The 18,674-nt window shown below is 56.5% G+C and carries 13 protein-coding genes and 1 riboswitch; of the genes, 4 read left to right on the forward strand and 9 right to left on the reverse strand.

Going from position 1 to position 18,674, the window contains the following annotated elements; genetic code table 11:
* Positions 1–9 precede the first annotated feature (9 nt).
* From J0X19_RS11555 to J0X19_RS11570, 4 genes are all read right to left on the reverse strand, one after another.
* On the reverse strand, positions 10–762 hold the full coding sequence (locus J0X19_RS11555; protein ID WP_206984514.1) for a copper homeostasis protein CutC: 753 nt from the start codon (positions 760–762) through the stop codon (positions 10–12).
* Complete coding sequence (locus tag J0X19_RS11560) at positions 759–1,787, reverse strand: N(4)-(beta-N-acetylglucosaminyl)-L-asparaginase (protein WP_206984515.1); 1,029 nt, start codon at positions 1,785–1,787, stop codon at positions 759–761. The genes J0X19_RS11555 and J0X19_RS11560 overlap by 4 nt, the downstream gene beginning before the upstream one ends.
* A gap of 86 nt (positions 1,788–1,873) precedes the next feature.
* On the reverse strand, positions 1,874–3,238 hold the full coding sequence (locus tag J0X19_RS11565) for a vanadium-dependent haloperoxidase (RefSeq protein ID WP_206984516.1): 1,365 nt from the start codon (positions 3,236–3,238) through the stop codon (positions 1,874–1,876).
* Positions 3,235–6,486: a VCBS repeat-containing protein gene (locus tag J0X19_RS11570; RefSeq protein WP_206984517.1), complete on the reverse strand. Its 3,252-nt coding sequence runs from the start codon at positions 6,484–6,486 to the stop codon at positions 3,235–3,237. Before J0X19_RS11570 ends, J0X19_RS11565 begins: the two co-directional genes overlap by 4 nt.
* A 480-nt stretch (positions 6,487–6,966) precedes the next feature.
* On the opposite strand from J0X19_RS11570, the gene J0X19_RS11575 reads away from it, so the two are divergent.
* Positions 6,967–8,319 carry a sugar MFS transporter gene (locus J0X19_RS11575; RefSeq protein WP_206984518.1) on the forward strand — a complete coding sequence of 451 codons (1,353 nt, stop codon included), beginning with the start codon at positions 6,967–6,969 and terminating at the stop codon, positions 8,317–8,319.
* 118 nt (positions 8,320–8,437) lie between these two features.
* Here J0X19_RS11575 and J0X19_RS11580 read toward each other — a convergent pair whose 3' ends face one another.
* From J0X19_RS11580 to J0X19_RS11590, 3 genes are all read right to left on the reverse strand, one after another.
* Positions 8,438–9,466, reverse strand: a complete 1,029-nt coding sequence (locus J0X19_RS11580) for a LacI family DNA-binding transcriptional regulator (protein ID WP_206984519.1) — start codon at positions 9,464–9,466, stop codon at positions 8,438–8,440.
* A 459-nt stretch (positions 9,467–9,925) separates the two neighbouring features.
* The gene (locus J0X19_RS11585; RefSeq protein ID WP_242582475.1) at positions 9,926–10,696 is read right to left on the reverse strand and encodes an SDR family oxidoreductase; all 771 of its coding nucleotides are present in this window, start codon (positions 10,694–10,696) and stop codon (positions 9,926–9,928) included.
* Positions 10,697–10,748: 52 nt separating this feature from the next.
* Complete coding sequence (locus J0X19_RS11590; RefSeq protein WP_206984520.1) at positions 10,749–11,636, reverse strand: helix-turn-helix domain-containing protein; 888 nt, start codon at positions 11,634–11,636, stop codon at positions 10,749–10,751.
* 523 nt (positions 11,637–12,159) lie between these two features.
* Between J0X19_RS11590 and J0X19_RS11595 the strand changes: the two genes are divergently transcribed.
* Positions 12,160–13,137 carry a tryptophan 2,3-dioxygenase family protein gene (locus J0X19_RS11595; protein WP_206984521.1) on the forward strand — a complete coding sequence of 326 codons (978 nt, stop codon included), beginning with the start codon at positions 12,160–12,162 and terminating at the stop codon, positions 13,135–13,137.
* Between the two features lie 361 nt (positions 13,138–13,498).
* Here J0X19_RS11595 and J0X19_RS11600 read toward each other — a convergent pair whose 3' ends face one another.
* Complete coding sequence (locus J0X19_RS11600) at positions 13,499–14,023, reverse strand: DUF2911 domain-containing protein (protein ID WP_242582477.1); 525 nt, start codon at positions 14,021–14,023, stop codon at positions 13,499–13,501.
* A gap of 186 nt (positions 14,024–14,209) precedes the next feature.
* Positions 14,210–16,933 (reverse strand): sugar-binding domain-containing protein, encoded by a 2,724-nt coding sequence (locus J0X19_RS11605; protein ID WP_206984522.1) that lies wholly within the window; start codon positions 16,931–16,933, stop codon positions 14,210–14,212.
* 320 nt (positions 16,934–17,253) lie between these two features.
* Positions 17,254–17,447: riboswitch (cobalamin riboswitch) on the forward strand.
* Positions 17,448–17,629: 182 nt separating this feature from the next.
* On the opposite strand from J0X19_RS11605, the gene J0X19_RS11610 reads away from it, so the two are divergent.
* Entirely contained in the window at positions 17,630–18,061 is a 432-nt protein-coding gene (locus tag J0X19_RS11610) for an acyl-CoA thioesterase (RefSeq protein WP_206984523.1), read from the forward strand.
* Between the two features lie 139 nt (positions 18,062–18,200).
* On the forward strand, positions 18,201–18,521 hold the full coding sequence (locus tag J0X19_RS11615; RefSeq protein WP_206984524.1) for a hypothetical protein: 321 nt from the start codon (positions 18,201–18,203) through the stop codon (positions 18,519–18,521).
* The last annotated feature ends 153 nt before the right edge of the window (positions 18,522–18,674 follow it).

Raw genomic sequence — 18,674 nt, forward strand, 5'->3', positions numbered from 1 at the left:
GGCCTGTTTTCAAAGCGGAGGTACGAGGCTAACCGAACCTTGCCTAGTGTTCAGGCGCGCTACCAGTTCCTGCACAATAGCGGCGGCGGTTTCCCAGCGCGGCGTGTCAAACTCGGTGGCCTTTGCGGCGGGCACACTGGCAAGCTGGGTTTTGGCGCTGGCATGAAACTCGTGGGCGCCGGTAGTTGCCGCTACCTCCTGGATGGTGGCGGGCGTAACTCCTGAGCCTGGCATAATACTGATGCGCCCGGCCGCCTGCCGCACCAGCGCGGCCAGCTGCTGCTGCCCCAGCGGCGCAGTTGGTTGGCCGCCCGACGTCAGGATGCGCTGGCAACCCAGGCTGATTATTTCTTCCAGGGCCTGACTTTGGTCTACGCACGCATCAAAGGCGCGGTGAAACGTCACTTGCAAGGGGCCGGCCGCTGCCATCAGTTGTTCACAGGCCGCTACATCTACGCGGCCCGCCTGATTCAGGGCCCCCAGCACGACGCCGGCGCACCCGAGCGCGCGGCACTGCCGGACGTCCGCTTCCATAATGGATAGTTCCTCGGCATCGTAGTGGAAATTGCCGGGGCGCGGCCGAATCAGCACGAACACCGGAATAGCCAGCAGCTCCAGCACCCGCTGAATGGTGCCAAATGAGGGCGTGGTACCACCCTGTTCCAGGTTCTGGCACAACTCAATGCGGTGCGCCCCGCCCGCCTGGGCCGCCCCCGCCGACTGCACCGAGCCCGCACAGATTTCCAATACGCGCGTCCTCATTTCAACAGGTATTCGCTCTGCACGAGCTGCTGCTGGTTGCTGGCATCACACACGGCGTAGCTGAAGCCTTTTTGCAACGCAAAAGCGCCGTGCTGGCCCTGGTTGTTCACGGCAATAAAGCACACCTGAATGTCGCGGGCCTTGGTACCTTTGATTTTGGCAATGCGCTCCACGGCGGCTTTGCAGGCTGCTTTCGGTGCCAAGCCCTGGCGCATAAACTCCACCACCGTGTGGGCGCCGGCCATGCGAATCACGTCTTCGCCCTGGCCGGTAGCGGCGGCGGCCCCCACGGCGTTGTCCACGTACAAGCCCGAGCCAATCAGGGGGGAGTCGCCGAGGCGGCCGCGCATCTTGAAGCCCATGCCGCTGGTGGTGCAGCTGCCGCTTAGGTTGCCGCGCGCATCCTGAGCCAGCATAGCAATGGTGTCGTGGTTGTTGGGGCCGCCGCCCACCGGGCCCACGGGTTTCTTGTTGCCGGAGTTTTCGATGTTGACAATGGGCTTGTACTCACTGGTTTTCAGCCACTCCCGGTACGCCTTTTCGGCATCGGGGCTGAGCTTTTGGGGTTCCAGCGCGAAGCCCTGCGCCACGGCAAATTGCTGCGCGCCCTCTCCCACCAGCATCACGTGCGGGGTGCGCTCCATGATGCGCCGCGCCACTTGAATAGGGTGCTTGATGCGCTCCAAAGCGGCCACGCTGCCGCAGTTGAACTGCTCGTCCATGATGCAGGCGTCCAGCGTCACGATGCCGTCCCGGTCGGGGTTGCCGCCCAAACCCACGCAGCAGTTTTGCGAAGCTTCGGTTACCATCACGCCGGCTTCCACGGCATCGAGGGCACGGCCACCTTTGCTCAGGATTTTCCAGGCGCCTAGGTTGGCAGCTATGCCATCGTTCCAGGTGGATATAACCAGCGGCTTGCCGGCCGCCGGTAATAGCGGCAAGGCCACGGCTTCGGTTGATTGGCTTGTGGCTAGTACTGCCAGCGAGGCAGCGGAAGAGGTAAGAAACTTGCGGCGAGTAGGCATGCGTGAAGAAAATAAAGTGGACGCTCGCAAGGTCGTTGGGTTTGCGAGTAACGTTTTTGAAAATTCAGAACAGCCGGCACCATGCGTTATCGGCGGTACCCCACCCCCTTACTGCTTGCCAGGGGCTTGAGGCCAACATTACGAAGCCGGGCAACGATGTAGCGCCCGATTTGCTTGCCCTGGTCGTTGCCATTGTTGATGCTTTCCAGGTAGTGAATGCCGCCGTAAAAACGCGAGATGGACGCTTCGGTAGCCGCCTGCCGAAAAGACGTAAAGGCCCGCTCCCCGCTCCCAAACGGAATTTCGGTGTCGTCCACGTACGCAATGTTGTCGCCCAGCAGATAGGTCAGCAGCTCGGCCGAGGCGTTGGAAACCACGGCGTGCCCGCTGGTGTACTCGGGAAAGGGTGGGGTTTGCAACATGGGCTGCCATTTCACATCCACGTGCCGATTGATGTAGGTTTCGGGGCGGATGCGGTTGGTGGCGTACTTTATTTCCCAGCAGCTGATAAAGGCGTCCATCAGCGTAACCCCTTCCAGGCACAAGACTACCACGGTTTTGTCGAAGCCCAGCTTGGCCTGCCGGGACACCAGCGCCGCAATATTCATCCAGTGCCCGCCGGGGCTGATTTTCTTGAACCCAATGGCCATGTGGCCCGCCGTATTCACGGCAAACGGGTTACAATCCCAGAACTGCGCTATCTGGGTTTGGTCGGCGGTGAGTTGCCTGGAAACGTTGTACACCGCCTTTGCCTGCCGGTGAAAAGCCGAGGCGGTATCCCGGCTAAACGGAACCGGCAGCGCGGGCCGGAACTGCTGGGCCGAGTCAATCATCAGCGGCCGAATCGTTTTCCAATTGGGCTCTACCGGCTCCAAATACGCGGGCGGCGTCGGGTACCATTTCCCATCCTCTTTGAGCGGCGCATACCGCTTGAGGGCGCTGAGTTGGGCGTAGCGGTCCGTTTTCGAGAAGCCCACCACTGCCGCCGCCGCCAGCTTGCCCACCCGCACCGACTGCGTTAGCACGGCGGGCTTGAAACCTGCTTTTCCCAGTTCTTGTAGCAGGCGGGCCTGCTCATTGGCCAGTTCCTCCCCGGAAGGCAGCAGCAAGCGCGCGGTTTCCAAGATGCTGTAGTAGGCGGCCACCCGGTAGTCGTACTTGGCTTGCACGGTATCGAGTTGCAGCGTAGCCGGGAAGCTTTTGACGAGGCTGGGCAGTACGGGCAGACGTTGGTCGTGGGCGGCCACAATGGCGTAGGCGCCCAGCATGGTGTAGGCGTAGTAACGAGCCGCTACTGGCGGACTTACCACATCGTGCACCATTAGCATATTAATGGTATTGAGGGCGTTACCTGGCTCTAGCTGCGCTTCTATTGAGGGCGTACCGGCCTGCAACCGGTGCGTACCAAGCAGCAGCAAGAGCACGATTATCAGATTGGTTTTACAGCTCATCGTTCCTTCTTGTAAAACTGGATGGGGCCATTACTTACCCCCACTACCAGGTAGGGCTGGCGGTTCACCGTTATTTCACTCACCGATTTCACGTCGCCTAGCACGCAGATGCCGGCGGCGGGCTGCTGCACGTAGCTGAACTGCCCGCGGCCGTTGCCTTGCAGCAAGCAGCCATAATTGGCGTCTATGCTGCCCAGCTTCAGCCGGTTATCGGCGTGGTTACCGAGCAGCAACAGGTCAGGGTGGCCGTCGTGGTTGTAGTCGCCGCTGGTAATCTGGCTCACCACCGAAAACTGCGCTTCGGTGGGCAGCTCGGCTGCCACAAACTTACCACCCTGGTTGAGGTAGAGCATGGTGCGCAGCTCGTTCACTTCCAGCTTGCCGGCTTTAGCCAGCTCTTCCGCCGGGAAAATATCGGTCATGCCGGCGTCGGCGTAGGCCTTGTAGGACGTGAACCGGCGGCGCATCGGGTAGATTTCCTCGTTCAGCTCGTCGCGGCTCACGAACGGGTAGCTTTTGCCTTGCACGTAGAAATTCAGGAAGGGGTCGATGGAGCCGTTGTTGTCGAAATCGGCGTAGTACAGCTCGGCTGGCTCCTGCCGGGTGGCCCTGATTTGCGTGTTCAGGCCCAGGTTGCCGGCCACGAGGTCCGGCTGCCCGTCGGCATTCACATCCGCCACGTGCAGGCTGAACCAGAAGCCCTTTTGAGGAGTGGGGAAGTAGGTGGTGGTTTGATCTTGAAAGCCCTGCTTGGTGTTGATCCAGACGGTCAGGGGCATCATTTCGCCGCACAGCACCAGGTCCTGGCGGCCATCCTTGTTCAAATCCACCCATTGCGCGTCGGTTACCATACCGGCCTGGGCGAAGGGCACCTCGGTGGCCGTAAACTTGCCTTTGCCGTCGTTGAGCAGCAGGTGGCTGGGGGGCGCCAGCGGGTACTTGCCCGGTATCACCCGGCCGCCCACAAACACGTCCAGGTCGCCGTCGTTGTCGGCGTCGGCTGTTCGCACGCAGCTTTTGCTGCCGGCGTGCAGGGGCGGCAAATTGGCAGCAGCCAGCGTCAGGCGGCCTTTGCCGTCGTTGAGGTACAGCTCGTCCTGTAGCTCGTCGTTGCCCGGCTCGTACAAAGAGTAGCCGCCTTTGGCCAGGTACAAATCGGGGGCGCCGTCGTTGTTGGCGTCAAAAAATGTGGCCGCTGCTACCGTGCCCACTTGGGTGGTAGCCGGCCGCGCCAGGGTGGTTTCCGTGAACTTGCCGCCCGGCTGTTGCAGGTAAAGCTTGCCGATTTCGTCTTTCGAGCCACTCACAAACAGGTCGTCCAGCCCATCCTTGTTCACGTCCGCCTTGGTCATCACCGGGGCGGTTTTCGAGTACATGAACAGCATGAGCAGCTGGCGCTTGAAGTCGTTGAGGGCCACTTCCTCGGGCTGGAAATCAAACAGCGGCGCGGCCGGCCTGAACATCGTTTTCGGCGCGGCCACCTTGCGGGCCAGCTGCTTTTCGTCGGGCTTGGCGCTGAGTTGCAGCAGTTGGTTGGCCTTCACCTTAGTCAGCAGCTGCGCCGCCTGGTTGGGCCACACCACGCGCACGGAATCAACGGTTTGGTGGCTGCCCAAGCCGAAGTTCAGCGTGGTGGAAACGCACGACAGGTAGCCCCGATTGGGGTTCAGCTCCTGGTACTGCACGTTGCCGGGCGTGTACACGTACACCTTCGCACCGACAGCCTGGGTGTTTTGGCTTTCGCCTTTCAGCTTCAGGGCCAGGTAGTTGGCACGATGGTCGTCGGTGCTGCGGTTGTGGTAGATGCCAGCGGGCTGGTTGATGGTGTTGACCACCAAATCCAGGTCGCCATCATTGTCGAGGTCGGCGTACACGGCGCCGTTGGACATATTGGGCTGGTTGAGGCCCCACTCCACCTGCTTGTTGGAAAACGTGAGGTTGTGCTCGTTGCGGAAGATGTAGTCGGGCACCGCTGTGGAGGGCATGGCCGTTACCAGGTCCATGAGCAGGAACGGCTCGCGCGCCATGGCTTTTTTGATCTTGTAGTCGCCCCAGTAGCGCAGAAAATCCTTGTTGGTGTAGTCGCGCAGGTAGCCGTTGCTGATGTAGATGTCCTTGAAGCCGTCGTTGTCGAAATCGGCAATCAGGGGGCACCAGCTCCAGTCGGTTGCCGCCACGCCGGCCAGCTGTCCGATTTCGCTGAACGTACCGTCACCGTTGTTCAGGTGCAGCATATTGCGCATATACTGCTGGTACAACTCCTGATTGAGCATCAGCCCAAACGTTTCGTAGTTTTCCTGGAGCTGCAAGGATTTTTGGCGGTGATTATCCGCGGGCAGCATATCCAGCGTGAAAATATCAAGCTGCGCGTCGTTGTTGAAATCGGCAATATCCACGCCCATCGAAAAATGCGAGTGGTGCCGCAGCATTTGCCTGGATTGGTCGGTGAACGTGCCGTCGTGGTTATTTATATACAGGTAATCGGGCTCGTTGTAGTCGTTGGTAACGTAGATATCCGCCCAGCCATCTTTATTAATATCCGCTACCGCAACACCCAGTCCAAACGTCAGCGGGCTTTGCACGATACGCGCCGTTTTAGAAACATCGGTGAAATGCCCGTTGTTGTTTCGAAATAATTTATTGCCCGCCAGTGCGTCTACTTCGCCTTTATAGCGGGCAAATTCCATGTTGTCAATCTTCTTGATATTATGGTTGAGCAGGAACATGTCCAGGTCCCCGTCGTTGTCATAATCGAAGAAGGCGGCCTGGGTGCTGTAGCCGGGGTCATCCAGCCCGTACGCCTTCGCCTCTTCCTTGAATTTACTGTCGCCCTGGTTGACAAACAGCTGGTTGCGCCGTATATCGTCGGCTTTTTTGCCGGAGTAGCACACGTAAATATCCAGCAGGCCGTCGCCGTTTACATCGGCCATCGTGACGCCCGTTTTCCAGCCGTCTTTGCGGCCTTCCAGTGCGGGCGAGGCTTGGCTGGTAATATCCTTGAACTTGAAATTACCCTGGTTAAGGTATAACCGATTGGGCCGCATATTACCGGTAAATAAAATATCCGATAATCCGTCGTTGTTAATATCACCAACAGCTACGCCGCCACCATTATAAAAATATTCGTATGATAAAATATTAAGCGCTTCGTTCTCACTGACTTCATTATTGAAAGCAATGCCCGTTTCTTTTGCGCTGAGCAGATTAAATAAAGGCTGTTGCGCCTTACTGCCAACACTGGCCCCCATACTGCATAAAACAATTATGGCTTTCAAACTGATTTCAAAACAGCAAATGCGCATAATTAAGTTGGTTGAAGTTTGCTGATTGCTGAGTTGGCGAGTTTTGGTGGCAATAAATAATTTATATAAAATTTTATTTAACACGCAATTAATTCATAGGCCGAAAATGGCAACGTTGGCCGCCATAGGGCTCACGAGGCTTTACCCCGAGGCTATCGACAGGCCGTTGTCTTACGCTGCCTCCACAGCAGGGCGGTATCCTAGCAGCGAGTTTCAAGCTATTTGCGAGGCTTCTTCTATCTGCTTAGAGAGGTACCGCGCACTGTGGCTGATGGCGAATATGCTAACAAGTCTGCTCTTAACCTACATGTAACTAATCTGCTAAAACATTTTAGCTTTGGGTTTAGCTTCCACCGGCTGGATTGCATGCTATATTCACTACAGCACCGCTGGCTGTTCTTCACTTCATTCCCACCATCCGCTTTTATGGCTGCCCCCCCTCCTGTTTCACCTAGCTTATCTACCGTTAGCAACACGTCCGCTACTACGCAGCGCTACACGTCCGCGCTGAGTGCCGTCACGACGCTCTTTTTCTTGTGGGGCTTCATTACCTGCCTCAATGATATTCTGATTCCGTATCTGAAAGCTATTTTCCAGCTCTCTTTTGCGCAGGCCAACCTCATCAACTTGTGCTTTTTCGGGGCGTATTTTCTGATGAGTATTCCGGCGGGCAAGTTGGTGGCGCGGGTGGGCTATAAGCGCGGGATGCTACTGGGCTTCGTGGTGGCCGCTGTTGGCGCCTTTTTGTTTTATCCGGCGGCGGCCCAGCGGGCTTACGGGCTGTTTCTGGGGGCGCTGTTTGTGCTGGCTTCGGGCATTACGCTGCTGCAAGTAGCGGCCAACCCTTACGTGGCTATTCTGGGGCCACCGGAGTCGGCTTCGGCGCGCCTCACGCTCACCCAGGCCTTCAACTCGCTGGGTACCACGCTGGCCCCGTTGCTGGGCAGCGCGCTTATTTTGAGCCACCTGCCCAAGCTTGATACCGCCGCCTCGGCCGCCGCCATCGACGTGCGGGCCGTGCAGCTGCCGTACTTGGTTATTGGCGGGGCGCTGCTGCTTATTAGTTTGCTGCTAAGCCGAGTGCACCTACCAGTAATTGAGCACGCCGCTACTGATGATGAAATGAGTGCCTCTGAGCTACGTAGAGCCTGGAGCTATCGGCATTTGGCGTTTGGCGTAATCGGTATTTTCGCCTACGTGGGCGCTGAGGTGGCCATTGGCTCGCACATTGTAAGCTACCTCAGCTTAGATAATGTAATGGCAGACTTGCTTACCTATGTTAAGGGTATGCTCATAATCTCAGAGGCCCAAAAATTATTCGGTTTTAATATAGATAATACCGAAGCCGCCGCTGGGGTAATGGTTTCCTTTTATTGGGGCGCAGCCATGATTGGACGCTTTGCAGGAGCATATCTGCTCAACAAATTCTCTCCTGCTAAGCTATTGGCATTTAACGCCGTGTTCGCCGTGGCCCTCATCCTGATTTCCATAAGCACCACCGGGCCAGTGGCCATGTGGAGTTTACTGGCCGTGGGCCTGATGAACTCCGTGATGTACCCTATCATCTTTACGCTAGCGGTGGCCGGCCTGGGTCGCCTTACGGAAGAAGGCTCGGGGCTGCTCTGCACCGCCATTGTGGGAGGAGCCTTGGTGCCACTGTTGTTTGGTTTCATTGCCGACCATAGCAGCCTGCGCATGGCGCTGCTGCTGCCTGTGGTTTGCTACCTCTACATTATGTGGTACGGTCTGCGTGGCAGCCAGCGGGTTGATGCTGCATAACCAGTGCACTAGGTCGTGTAGATAGCAAAGAAGTACAGCAAGGCCGTCATTCCCAGCATAATTGAGGAATGGCGGCCTTGCTGTATTCTTACAACGTGTGAATAGTTGCTACTGGCAGTTACAACGCTACCGGCCGAATGGAAGACTGGCGTACCACAAGTTGTGGTGTTAGCTGGATCTGCACCAAGGCATCGGTAGTACCTGGGCGTTCTAGCTCGTTCAGCAAAGCCCCAATAATGCTTTCAGCCAACGTTTCCATCGGTTGTGCCACTACCGTAACAGGCGGCGAATACAGCCGGAACAGGTCGTTGTCATCGAAGGAAACCACAGCTATTTGCTCGGGAATACGGCGGCCCAGCCGGCCCAAAGCCTCCAAGCCCGATACGCCCAGGTAATTGGTGGCAAACAGCACCGCGTCGCAGGTGGGGTGCGCCTCGAAAAAGCGCTGCATGGCTAACACAATCTGCTCGGGTTCCTGCGGAAACGCAATTTCCTGTACCAATTCCGGTTGGTTGTGCTCACGCAGGGCCTGGGCGTAGCCTTGCTGCCGCGCTGCCATTTGGGTTTGCTCGAGTTGGGTGATGATTAGCGCAATAGTGGTGAAGCCCTGCGCCAACAGGTGCTGGGTGGCCACGTAAGTGCCTGCTACCCCATCAACCACCACTGTATTGGTTAGTACACCCGGCAGCACCCGGTCGAAAAGTACTAGCGGTTTGCTCCGGCGCACCAGGGCACTTACTTCGGCCTCCACTCCGTTGGGCAACGCCAGAATGTAGCCATCAACGTGCTGCTCCTCAAACATTGCCAGCAAGTCAAGAGCTTTGGTTGTGTCGTTGTTGGTGCTGCAATACAAGATGCGGTAACCGCGGGCCAGGGCTTTCCGCTCGATCAGGGCGGCTATGGTAGCGAAGAACGGATTGGCAATGTCTTCTACTACCAGCCCAATAACGTGGGTTTTGCCGGTACGCAAGCTCTTGGCTAACTGGTTGGGCTTGTAGCCCACTTCGTCAACATACTTGAGCACTTTTTCGGCCAACGTGTCGCTGATGCGCTTTTCACGAGCCTTGCCGTTGAGCACCAACGACACCGTAGCAATGGAAACGCCCAAATGCTTGGCAATGTCGTGAATGAGGATTTTCTTTTTCAAGTCCGAACAGTTTTGCCGCGGAAGGCTGGCGCTAGTACGTGGTTGTATATACGCTCCTGAAAAGACCTTTGACCAGCCCGAATCTTACCCTACAAAAGCCAGCCAAGCTTACTACCGGCTGCCAGCCATTTAGTGCTACTGTGCTGAGGTGCCGTAAGTAGCTTCAAAGCAAGGCAGAAGGTTTAGTGATGACATGGATAAGATACAGTTCGGGCATGCCGTACTAAGCAGTAGAACAAGGGTTGCCAAGTATATGCGCTCGAAATAAGGAGCGCCAGGTTCTGATTAAAGTTAACGGGATTTTCTTGCCAGCAGGCACAAACGTGGGATAAGCCACTCCTAAAGCTCCTTAGCAAGCACGTTTAGTCGCAAGTGGCTGACGGGCTTTCCGCAGCCTTCCGGTAGTGGGCACGTACTACATTTCGCTCGTTTACGCCAGCAGCTATTACTGCATTGCTATCAGTTTTGGGCAGTAGGCCGCACCACAATTTCATTGACATCGACTTCGGCCGGCTGCTCGATGGCGAAGGCAATGGCGCGAGCAATGGCCACTGGCGGAATGGCCATTTCGTTCATCTTCTCTTTGATCTGAGCCTGCACTTCAAGGCTGCTCATAGACTCAGCAAGGTTCGTTTGCACAAAGCCAGGCGAAATTCCGGTTACGCGCAGGTGGGGGCCGGCTTCCTGCCGTAGCCCTTCGGTAATGGCCCGTGCCGCATTCTTGGTGCCGGCGTACACGGCCATAGTGGGAACAATGGAAAGCCCCGCCGTAGACAGCACGTTGACGAAGTGCCCGCTTTGCTGCTGCCGAAACACCGGTAGCGCGGCCGCAATGCCGTACAACAGCCCTTTGATGTTCACGTCAATCATGGCCTCCCAGTCGGCAACGCATAACTCGTCCAGCATAGAAATGGGCGCTATTCCTGCGTTGCTGATCAGCACATCCAGTCGGCCGAATTGCGTTTGCGCCAGTTGTACCAGCTCAGCTACAGCTGTGCGCTGCGTTACGTCGGTGGCCGCGTAGATGGCCTCGCCACCGGCCGCCACAATGCGGGCTACCAGCGCAGCTAGGCGTTCGGGCCGCCGCGCACCCAATATCAGCTTTGCGCCGCGCTCGGCCAGTAATAATGCAGTGGCTTCGCCGATGCCGCTACTAGCACCCGTAATGATAATGACTTTGCCAGTGATACCGTTTTCCATGTTGCCTGTTGCGTTAAGTGAAATGAACATGGCAAAGGTCTGGCTTGGCGGCGCCGCAAAAGTATGCCAATCAAGCCAAGTGTTATGAAAGCAACGCCAGCCGCTGGCGGTACTTACTGGGCGTATGGCCAGTGTGCTTTTTGAAAAACGCGTGGAAGTTAGACGAGTGCTCGAACCCCAAGCCGTGGGCAATTTCGGCCACGCTCCAGTTGCTGTGTTGTAGCAAGGCTTGCGCTTCCTCAATTAGCCGCCCGGCAATGTGAGCGGTGGTGGTATGGCCTGTTGTAGCTTGCAGCACCTTATTCAGGTGGTTGGGGTGCACGGCTAGCTGCCGGGCAAACTCGTTGGCATTCTTGAACAGTAGCGGTTGGTACGGCGAGGCCAACGGAAACTGCCGGGCCAGCAAATCCAGAAACTGCGCTCGGAGCCGCTCTGCTGCCCCAAGCACCGGAACAGCTGGCAACAGCTTCATTGACTCGTGCAGCAGTAGCTGCACGTAGTTGCGCAGCACCTCGTACTTATGCAAATAAGGCGAAGGCAATTCTGCCAGCAATTGCTCGAATAAATGCGTGAGGCGCGCTACAGCCGCCGGGGGCGGAAACAGCACCGGTACGCTTCCCACCCGGAACAGCGCCGACTGCGCGAGGCTCGTTGTACGCAACTGTGGCGTGCTGAACTCCTCAGTAAACAAACACGCAAAACCCGTTTCGTGCCCCGCGGTACGCTCCCAAGCGTAGGGAATCAAGGGGTTGACGAAAATCAATGCGCAGCCCTGTACTGCTACGCGCTGGTCGGCGTACGACAGGATACCTTGGGCGTCGCACAGCAGCTTGATTTTGTAGAAATCCCGTCGGACGTGCGGAAATGCATCGTCAGTTACCACATCCTCGATACGGTAAGCCGTTATCTGGCTCGTAGCTGGTTCCCCACGCCCGTAGCGTTGGTAATAGTCTGTAATTGCTTGCTGCATCGGCATCAGACGAAAGTACGAAATTCAAATAACTCCACAGCAGTATTAGTTGGATGAGTGAAGGCCCATTATCTGGCTGTAGCGTAGCCCTGTCGCTCACAACAAGGCAGCATACGCCGTAGCCTTCCGTCATGTAATCGAGAGTTGGATGAATGGCTCGAAGCTTCATCTGTTCGAGGGCTGAAACGAATACTACACGCAAGGGCCCACATCAGCTAGAGGGCCACCCCAATAGCATGAAGCATTTGCATGGTCAAAACCATGCTTTTCGTTTCCGAAACAAGATTATAAAACGCTTTGCAGCATTCCAGAAGCTCGATTTTCAGCCACGCAGAAGCACCTGATTTGCTGGGGATGCCAGGGCAGCGCTTATAGTTGCACTCTGCCAAGATTAAACGCCCGATGCCGGCAGCTATGCATAGAGGTTCTGGCGGGTAAGGAGAGCTTGCGGCTGGCAGATTTGCCCGCTTTTTCGTTCTTTGTAACAGCATTTATGCTACCACCCCACCACCCCTCTTCATCTATGTCTACCCTTCAGGACGACTTTTCGCCCGCAGTGCTCGAACAGCTGCGCCGGCTACAGGAGAAGTATGCCGCTGATGGTCAGGACCTTGCCGCTTACCTGGAAGGTCTTTACTACGCCGACTACGTCAACTACTGGGACTATATCAACCTCGACACGCTGCTGAGCTTGCAACGGCCCCTCACCCAGATTCCCGACGAGCGGATTTTCATTATGTACCACCAGATTACCGAGCTCTACTTCAAGCTCTGCCTCTGTGAGTACGAGCAGCTTGGCGAATTGCAGCATCCCGCGCTTCAGGAAGTGGTGTTGCGCGTGGGCCGCATCAACCGCTACTTCGAGAACCTCATCGACTCGTTCGATGTAATGGTGGACGGCATGGACAAGCAGCAGTTCCTGCAATTCCGCATGGCCCTGATGCCGGCCTCCGGTTTCCAGAGCGTGCAATACCGCATGATCGAAATTGCCAGCACCTCCCTCGATAACCTCTTGGACAAAGAAAAGCGCCGCCTGCTGGGCGAAGCCGCCGCCCACGACGAGCTGCTGGGCTGCATCTACTGGAAAGCCGGTGCTACCATCGAGGAAAGCGGTGCCAAAGCCTTAACCCTGATTCAATTTGAAGAAAAATATACTTCTCAACTAGCCGCTCACGCCGCCCACTACCACCACCGCAACCTGTGGAGCGTGGTTCAGCGCCTCCCCCAGGAAGACCAGGACCACCCGCGCCTCTTGCGCCAGCTCAAGCAGCTCGACGTAAATGTGAACGTAAACTGGCCCCTGATGCACTTCAAGTCGGCAGTGCGCTACCTGGAGCGCGACCCAACGGCTATTGCGGCCACCGGCGGCACCAACTGGAAGAAGTACCTGCCTCCCAAGTTTCAGCGCCGCATTTTCTACCCCCAGCTGTGGAGCGCTCAGGAGCTGGAAGACTGGGGCAAAGGCTGGGTGGAAAGCGTATTGGAAGAAGTACGGGCGTAATAGCGTACCTATGTTCTATCATAAACTAAGCTGAACATTCACCAATATGGCCCCAGATAAAGAAAGCAGTGTCGGGTGGGGTAGCCTAGCACTTATCAACGCAGCTATTGCGCAGAGTAAGCAGCGCAGTGGCGTGAATTGGTTTGTTATACCCCTATTCATTGGGCCCCTTGCCACACTTCTGCTAGTTTCTGCGTATCGCCTGCCACCATCCGATATCAGATAATTGAATGTCTTCTGCTGGCACCGATTAGTGCTGAATTAATTCTTGAACTGTCGATTGTGCCACTGCCAAACAAGCCGGCCGCCGCTCCTACTAACTCAGGAACGGCGGCCGGCTTGTTGATGAGGAATTTTGCGGCTACTTCACCGTGAAGGCGGCCTGCGTGTTGTCCCAGGCCAGAGTAACGGTGCCGGCTTTATCGGCGGCAATGGTGAACTGCTCGACGGGAGCGGCCGTTTTGGTGGGTTTCACTTTCACGCGCAGGGCGTCCTGCTTTTCGTCGTACTTGAAAGCGCCCCATTGTTTGGCCGTTTTGTTGAAGATAATGGTCCACTCCTGTTCACCAGGAATAGTGAACAGCGCATACGTACCGGCAGGCAGCGCTTGGCCGTTGATTTTGAGGTCCTTTTTCGCTTCGAACGTGGTGGCCTCGTTGGCTCCAGTGCGCCACACCTTGCCATAAGGCTCTAGCTCGCCAAACGCCTTCCGCCCTTTCAGGGAAGGGCGGCTGTACTCGATGGTGAAGTTGGGAGCCGTGACGGTAGCCGGAGGGCTGGGCCGCTTGGATTTGTCGTCGGGCATTTTGCCCTGCGCCAGCGCGCTGCCGGCCAGCAGTACGCTCCAAACGAAGAGCAGCAGAAATTTCAGGGAGTTGTTACGCATGATGGAGTGATGTGAAAGAGGTTGAAAAAAATAAACAGCAACAAGATACTCAGGCCATAGACTCCGGGTTGCAAGCCAAAGACGTATGCTTGGGCAGCAGGTTGGCAAATAGCCTGCCACACCACGCCAAGGGAGCAACGCAACACCAGCCGTAAACAGTACCCTTGTGCATTTACACCACAGCCTCTACTGTTTAACAATGGCCTTGAGTTCAGCTTCTTGCAGCTGTTGCTGGGGGTTGAAACCGCTTGTTGTGGCGTATTCAAGCAGGCTGGCGCGGAGCTGCCGAGCCGCTGGCCGGTTGGTTAAGTTTTGCCGAATATCCATCGTGCACAGCAGCAGTTTGCCTGTGCCCACCCGAAACTCTACTAGCGTACCTAGGTTTCTGTTTTTAAAGAAGTTGTCTACTACTCTAATAATAGGCACGGGCTGGCTTTTCAACTCATCAAGCACCAACGACTTGGACTGCGTAACCAAATCCCACCATTGCCAGTCGCTGTGGTAGCTGGTTGGAAAGTCGGCCAGCGCCGGATGCTTCTTATCAATAAGCAGGCCCATACTACCGGGCTGGTCGGGAAAATGCACGGGGCTCCAGAACACCGGCGCAAACCGCCCGTCAATGCCCCGTATCATTTTGCTATCCGGATTGAATACCACCGAGGCACCACGCCTCAGCAAGGCGACGGCACTATCCATTGATGAGGTAAATACTGCTTGGGTAGGTGCTGGCGAAGGCGGCGGGTACACCCATATTTTCCAGTGGTTAGCGTAGCCGGATTTCGTTAGTTGCAGGGTAATAGTCAGTTCCTGGGCGCGGGTAACCGGTTGCAATGGCACGGCTATAGTGCCCAGGGACTGGCCGTTGCCTATGGCCACATGCTTTTTGCCCAGAGTGCCCGTGGCCAGCCGGCGCTTATCGGCCGTTGTTACCGCCCAGGTTAGCTCATCATCAAGCGGCTGCGGGCCGTAATTGGCTAGCTCGGCACTTGCCGTAAAGGTCTCGGAGCTGGTGTACACGGCCTTATCGAAGCGCAGCAACGGCACCACCGGCCCACAAAAACGCCGGAACTCCGCTGGTGTCACGACACCTTTGCTTTCCCAGAAGGCGTTCAGCAAACCCACCAAAGCCGTGCCCTGCCCCGGAAAATCGTGCAGGTCCAGGAGTTGAAAGCCGCCTACCCCGCGGGTTTTCAGGGCTCTTTCGATTTCTTCTTTGTACAGATTGGCCGCCAATTGTCCGCTGGCTTTAAGAAACGGCGCAGCCAGGGGCAGCATGCCTTTTTTCCGTAAGTCGTGCCGGACGGCGGCGAAATTTGCCGGTACCAGCACGCCCGTGTAGCGCGGAATTTCAGTAAGGTCGGGATACACCGAGTACTGCCCCACCTCATGGATAATAAGCGGTACTGGCAGCCCCACCACGGCCTTGCTGTAATCGGTTTTGAAATCGGGCGGGTTGGTATTGAAGATGCCCTGGCCACGCACCCAGCCTTTGTCGGTGTATTGAGTGATGAAAAAATCATCTACCGGTTCGGGCGCTTTGCCGTGCCCTTTCTGAAAGCTGAACGTAGTGGTGGTGTACAGATGCCGGGCATCTTCTGCTTTGAGTTTGGCAACCAGTTGCCGGAGCCACTCGAAATTGCCTTCCAGCTCGTTGCCCATGCTCCAAAAGCAGAAAGAAGGATGGTTGCCGTAGCTGTCCATAATATGCCGGGCTTCTTCTTCCAGATAAGCCAGTGTGCGGGCGTCTTTCCCCACCTGTAGGCTCCAGAGTGGCAGCTCAACCTGTAGATAAACGCCCAGTGAGTCGGCCACCCGGAAGGCTGCTTCGGGTGGGCACCAAGAATGAAAGCGCAGGTGGTTGAGCCCGTAATCCTTGGCCGCCTTGAACACCTTCACCCAGCCGGCCGAATGCATCGGAGGGTGACCTTCCAGCGGAAAAATATTGCATTCCAGCGTACCGCGCAGAAAAAGGGGCCGACCGTTTAGCAGCAGGGCGCTGCCAGCCGTGGCCAGAGTCCGGAAACCAAACGATTCTGTTTGCTGATCCAGCAATTTCCCACCGGCGCTCCGCACTTCGAGTTGGAGTTGGTAGAGCTGCGGCTGAAACTCATCCCACGCCTTCACTTCGGGTAGCGCCACCGCCAGTTGCTGGCTGGCAGCCCCGGTTAGGTTGATTTTGCGGCCGGTAGCCACCACCCGGTTGCCTAGCAGCACGTGGGCCCGCAGGAAGGTTCCGTCGTTTCGAGCCCCCGTAATTGCCACGGTTGCCCGGACAGTTTTTTGGGCAAGCAACGGCTCCACTTTTATCTGCTGAATCGAGTTGGCTGGTCGGGCCTTGATTTCTATTCGGCCAATAACGCCGTTCCAAAGAATCTGGGTGCCATCGGTGTAGGCATGCGCAAAATCGTTGAAGCTGATATCGTGCTGTTTCCGATTGTCGATCCGCAAGGTGATGGTGTGCTGGCCGGGAGCCAGGTCACCCAGGCTGAACCCCTGAGGCGCAATCAGACTTTGGCCGCTGCCTACCTGTTTGCCATCAAGCCAGCAATCCGTCTTCCAGATTACGCGTTCCAGCATCAGTTGCGCATTGTCCAGGGTGCGCTCCACAGTGAACGTCCGCTGGTACCAGACTGGGCCCGTGTACCGGTGCTTTCTGGCTAGGTGCAGCATAATATCTTTGGCAAGCACCGTCGTATCAGTGTGCGTGGCCTGCCCAACCCCGGCGTCGTCGAGCGTGCCGGGAAGCGAAATACTCTGCCGAAACGACTGCCGAAACCATTGCCCGACTATCCCCTGGTCCAGCGAGTCGAGTTGAAATTGCCACCTCCCGGCCAGCGACAAGGGCTTATGTTGGGCCTGGGTTTGCGTTACGGTTAGGATAAGCAGCAGCAGAGCGAGTATGCGCTTCATGAATTGGTGGGTTTTAACAAGCTATGCTCTTGTATTTGAACAGGTTGGCTACGCACCCACACCGCACCCGCAGGGCTTGCAAAGCCACCACGAAAGCTCAACGGGGAGAGGTACTATGTAGCCGCATTCCGAATGGGGTTACTACCACAAAGCTGCGGTTTCCTGTAGCGCAATCAAATGGCTTTTCCGTCGAAAAGATGGACAATCCGCTGCTATTTGTTTTTAGCTTGGCAATCCAGGACGAGGTGCCCCTTCTTCGTGGCGGAGCCGCAAACCTCGCGCTTCCTCCTACCTTTGCCACCGTTGTTCTTTGTTTGATTTGAATTCAGACGGCGGAAGGTTTCTGGGTGATACCAGAATTAATAGGGAACCAGGTGCAACTCCTGGACAGACGCGCTACTGTAAGTAACACCTACTTTTCATCTACTACAAGCCCATTGGCCGGCACTAGCTGGCTGAGAAGGGCGGTGAAAATGTTACGAGTCAGGAGACCTGCCTTCCGCTGCATGAACGAGGCTGCCTTCGCGACTAGGGCCCTTGTTTGGTACTGAAAAGCGCTGGCCCTCACCGGGCGGAGCCGCCTTTGGTCAGACTTAGGGCGGGTAGCTACGTGTTTTTCACGCCAACTTGGTGCTTGGCAGGCAGCCCGAATTAGATGAAGGGCAGTGGATTATTCATTTTCCATCCTCTCCGCTGATGACTGAACTGCTCGACCACAAAATTGCCCGCGCCGAGACGCGCGTTTTCAAAGCCGTTTTTCCTAACACCACCAACCACTACGACACGCTGTTTGGGGGCACTACCCTGCACATGATGGACGAGGTGGCTTTCATTACGGCCACCCGGTTCAGCCGCCTCAAAATGGTGACCGTTTCGTCTGATAAGGTGGATTTCACCCACCCAATTCCGGGCGGCAGCCTCGTGGAGCTGATTGGCAGCGTAGTGCGGGTGGGCAATACCAGCCTGCAAGTGCGGGTTGATCTGTATGTCGAGCAGATGTACTCCGAGGAGCGGCACAAGGCCGTTTCGGGGCTGTTTACGTTTGTGGCCATCGACCAGGATAAGCGCCCGGTGCGCATTTTACAAGAACACGGCGCGCCCTCAAATTCAATTCTTAACAACGGCTAATTCACCCTCTATCAACGCGTAAAGCAGTTTACAACCACTACTTGCGCAGCCTATGGCCGCGTACTGAACCTTTTCGGCTTTTGCCCCGGTTTAGAGGGCCGGATAGATTTCCTACTACACTGACTTTGTTTGTTTAAGAATGGACCAGCAGTACCACCCCGATTTAAGCGCCCGTTTGGAAAAATCATTTGAAGAGGCTGACGAAGCCCGCGAGAAACTCACCGAGTCGATGGCCAACGCCGTGGCAACCAACTGCGACTTGCTGCACCACGGCCTCGTGAGTGCTAAAGGCCTGGAAGTCACCACCGAAATGTACCGCTACATGCTGGGCAAGCTGCTGCGCAACAGCTCCGGCGAAGTGCGCGGGCAAGTGCTGGACGCCTTCAACCAGTCGATGGAAAAGTTCTGGCCCCGCAAGCGTACCAGTAGCACCGAATCTGATTCGCACAACGAAAAATAGGGCACGCACTGCGCCACTCCTCCCCCGTTGCAGTAGCCTGCCACCCCTCGGCCGGGCTTCAATTGCTGGCTCTGCCTGGGCAGGCTGGCGGCTGAAGCTCGGCTGTTTCGTACCTTTACCGCTGTTTTTTATTTCCCGGTTAAAAGGATAACC

It is taken from the genome of Hymenobacter telluris (assembly GCF_017313265.1).
In the GTDB taxonomy this organism is placed as follows: Bacteria; Bacteroidota; Bacteroidia; order Cytophagales; family Hymenobacteraceae; genus Hymenobacter; species Hymenobacter telluris.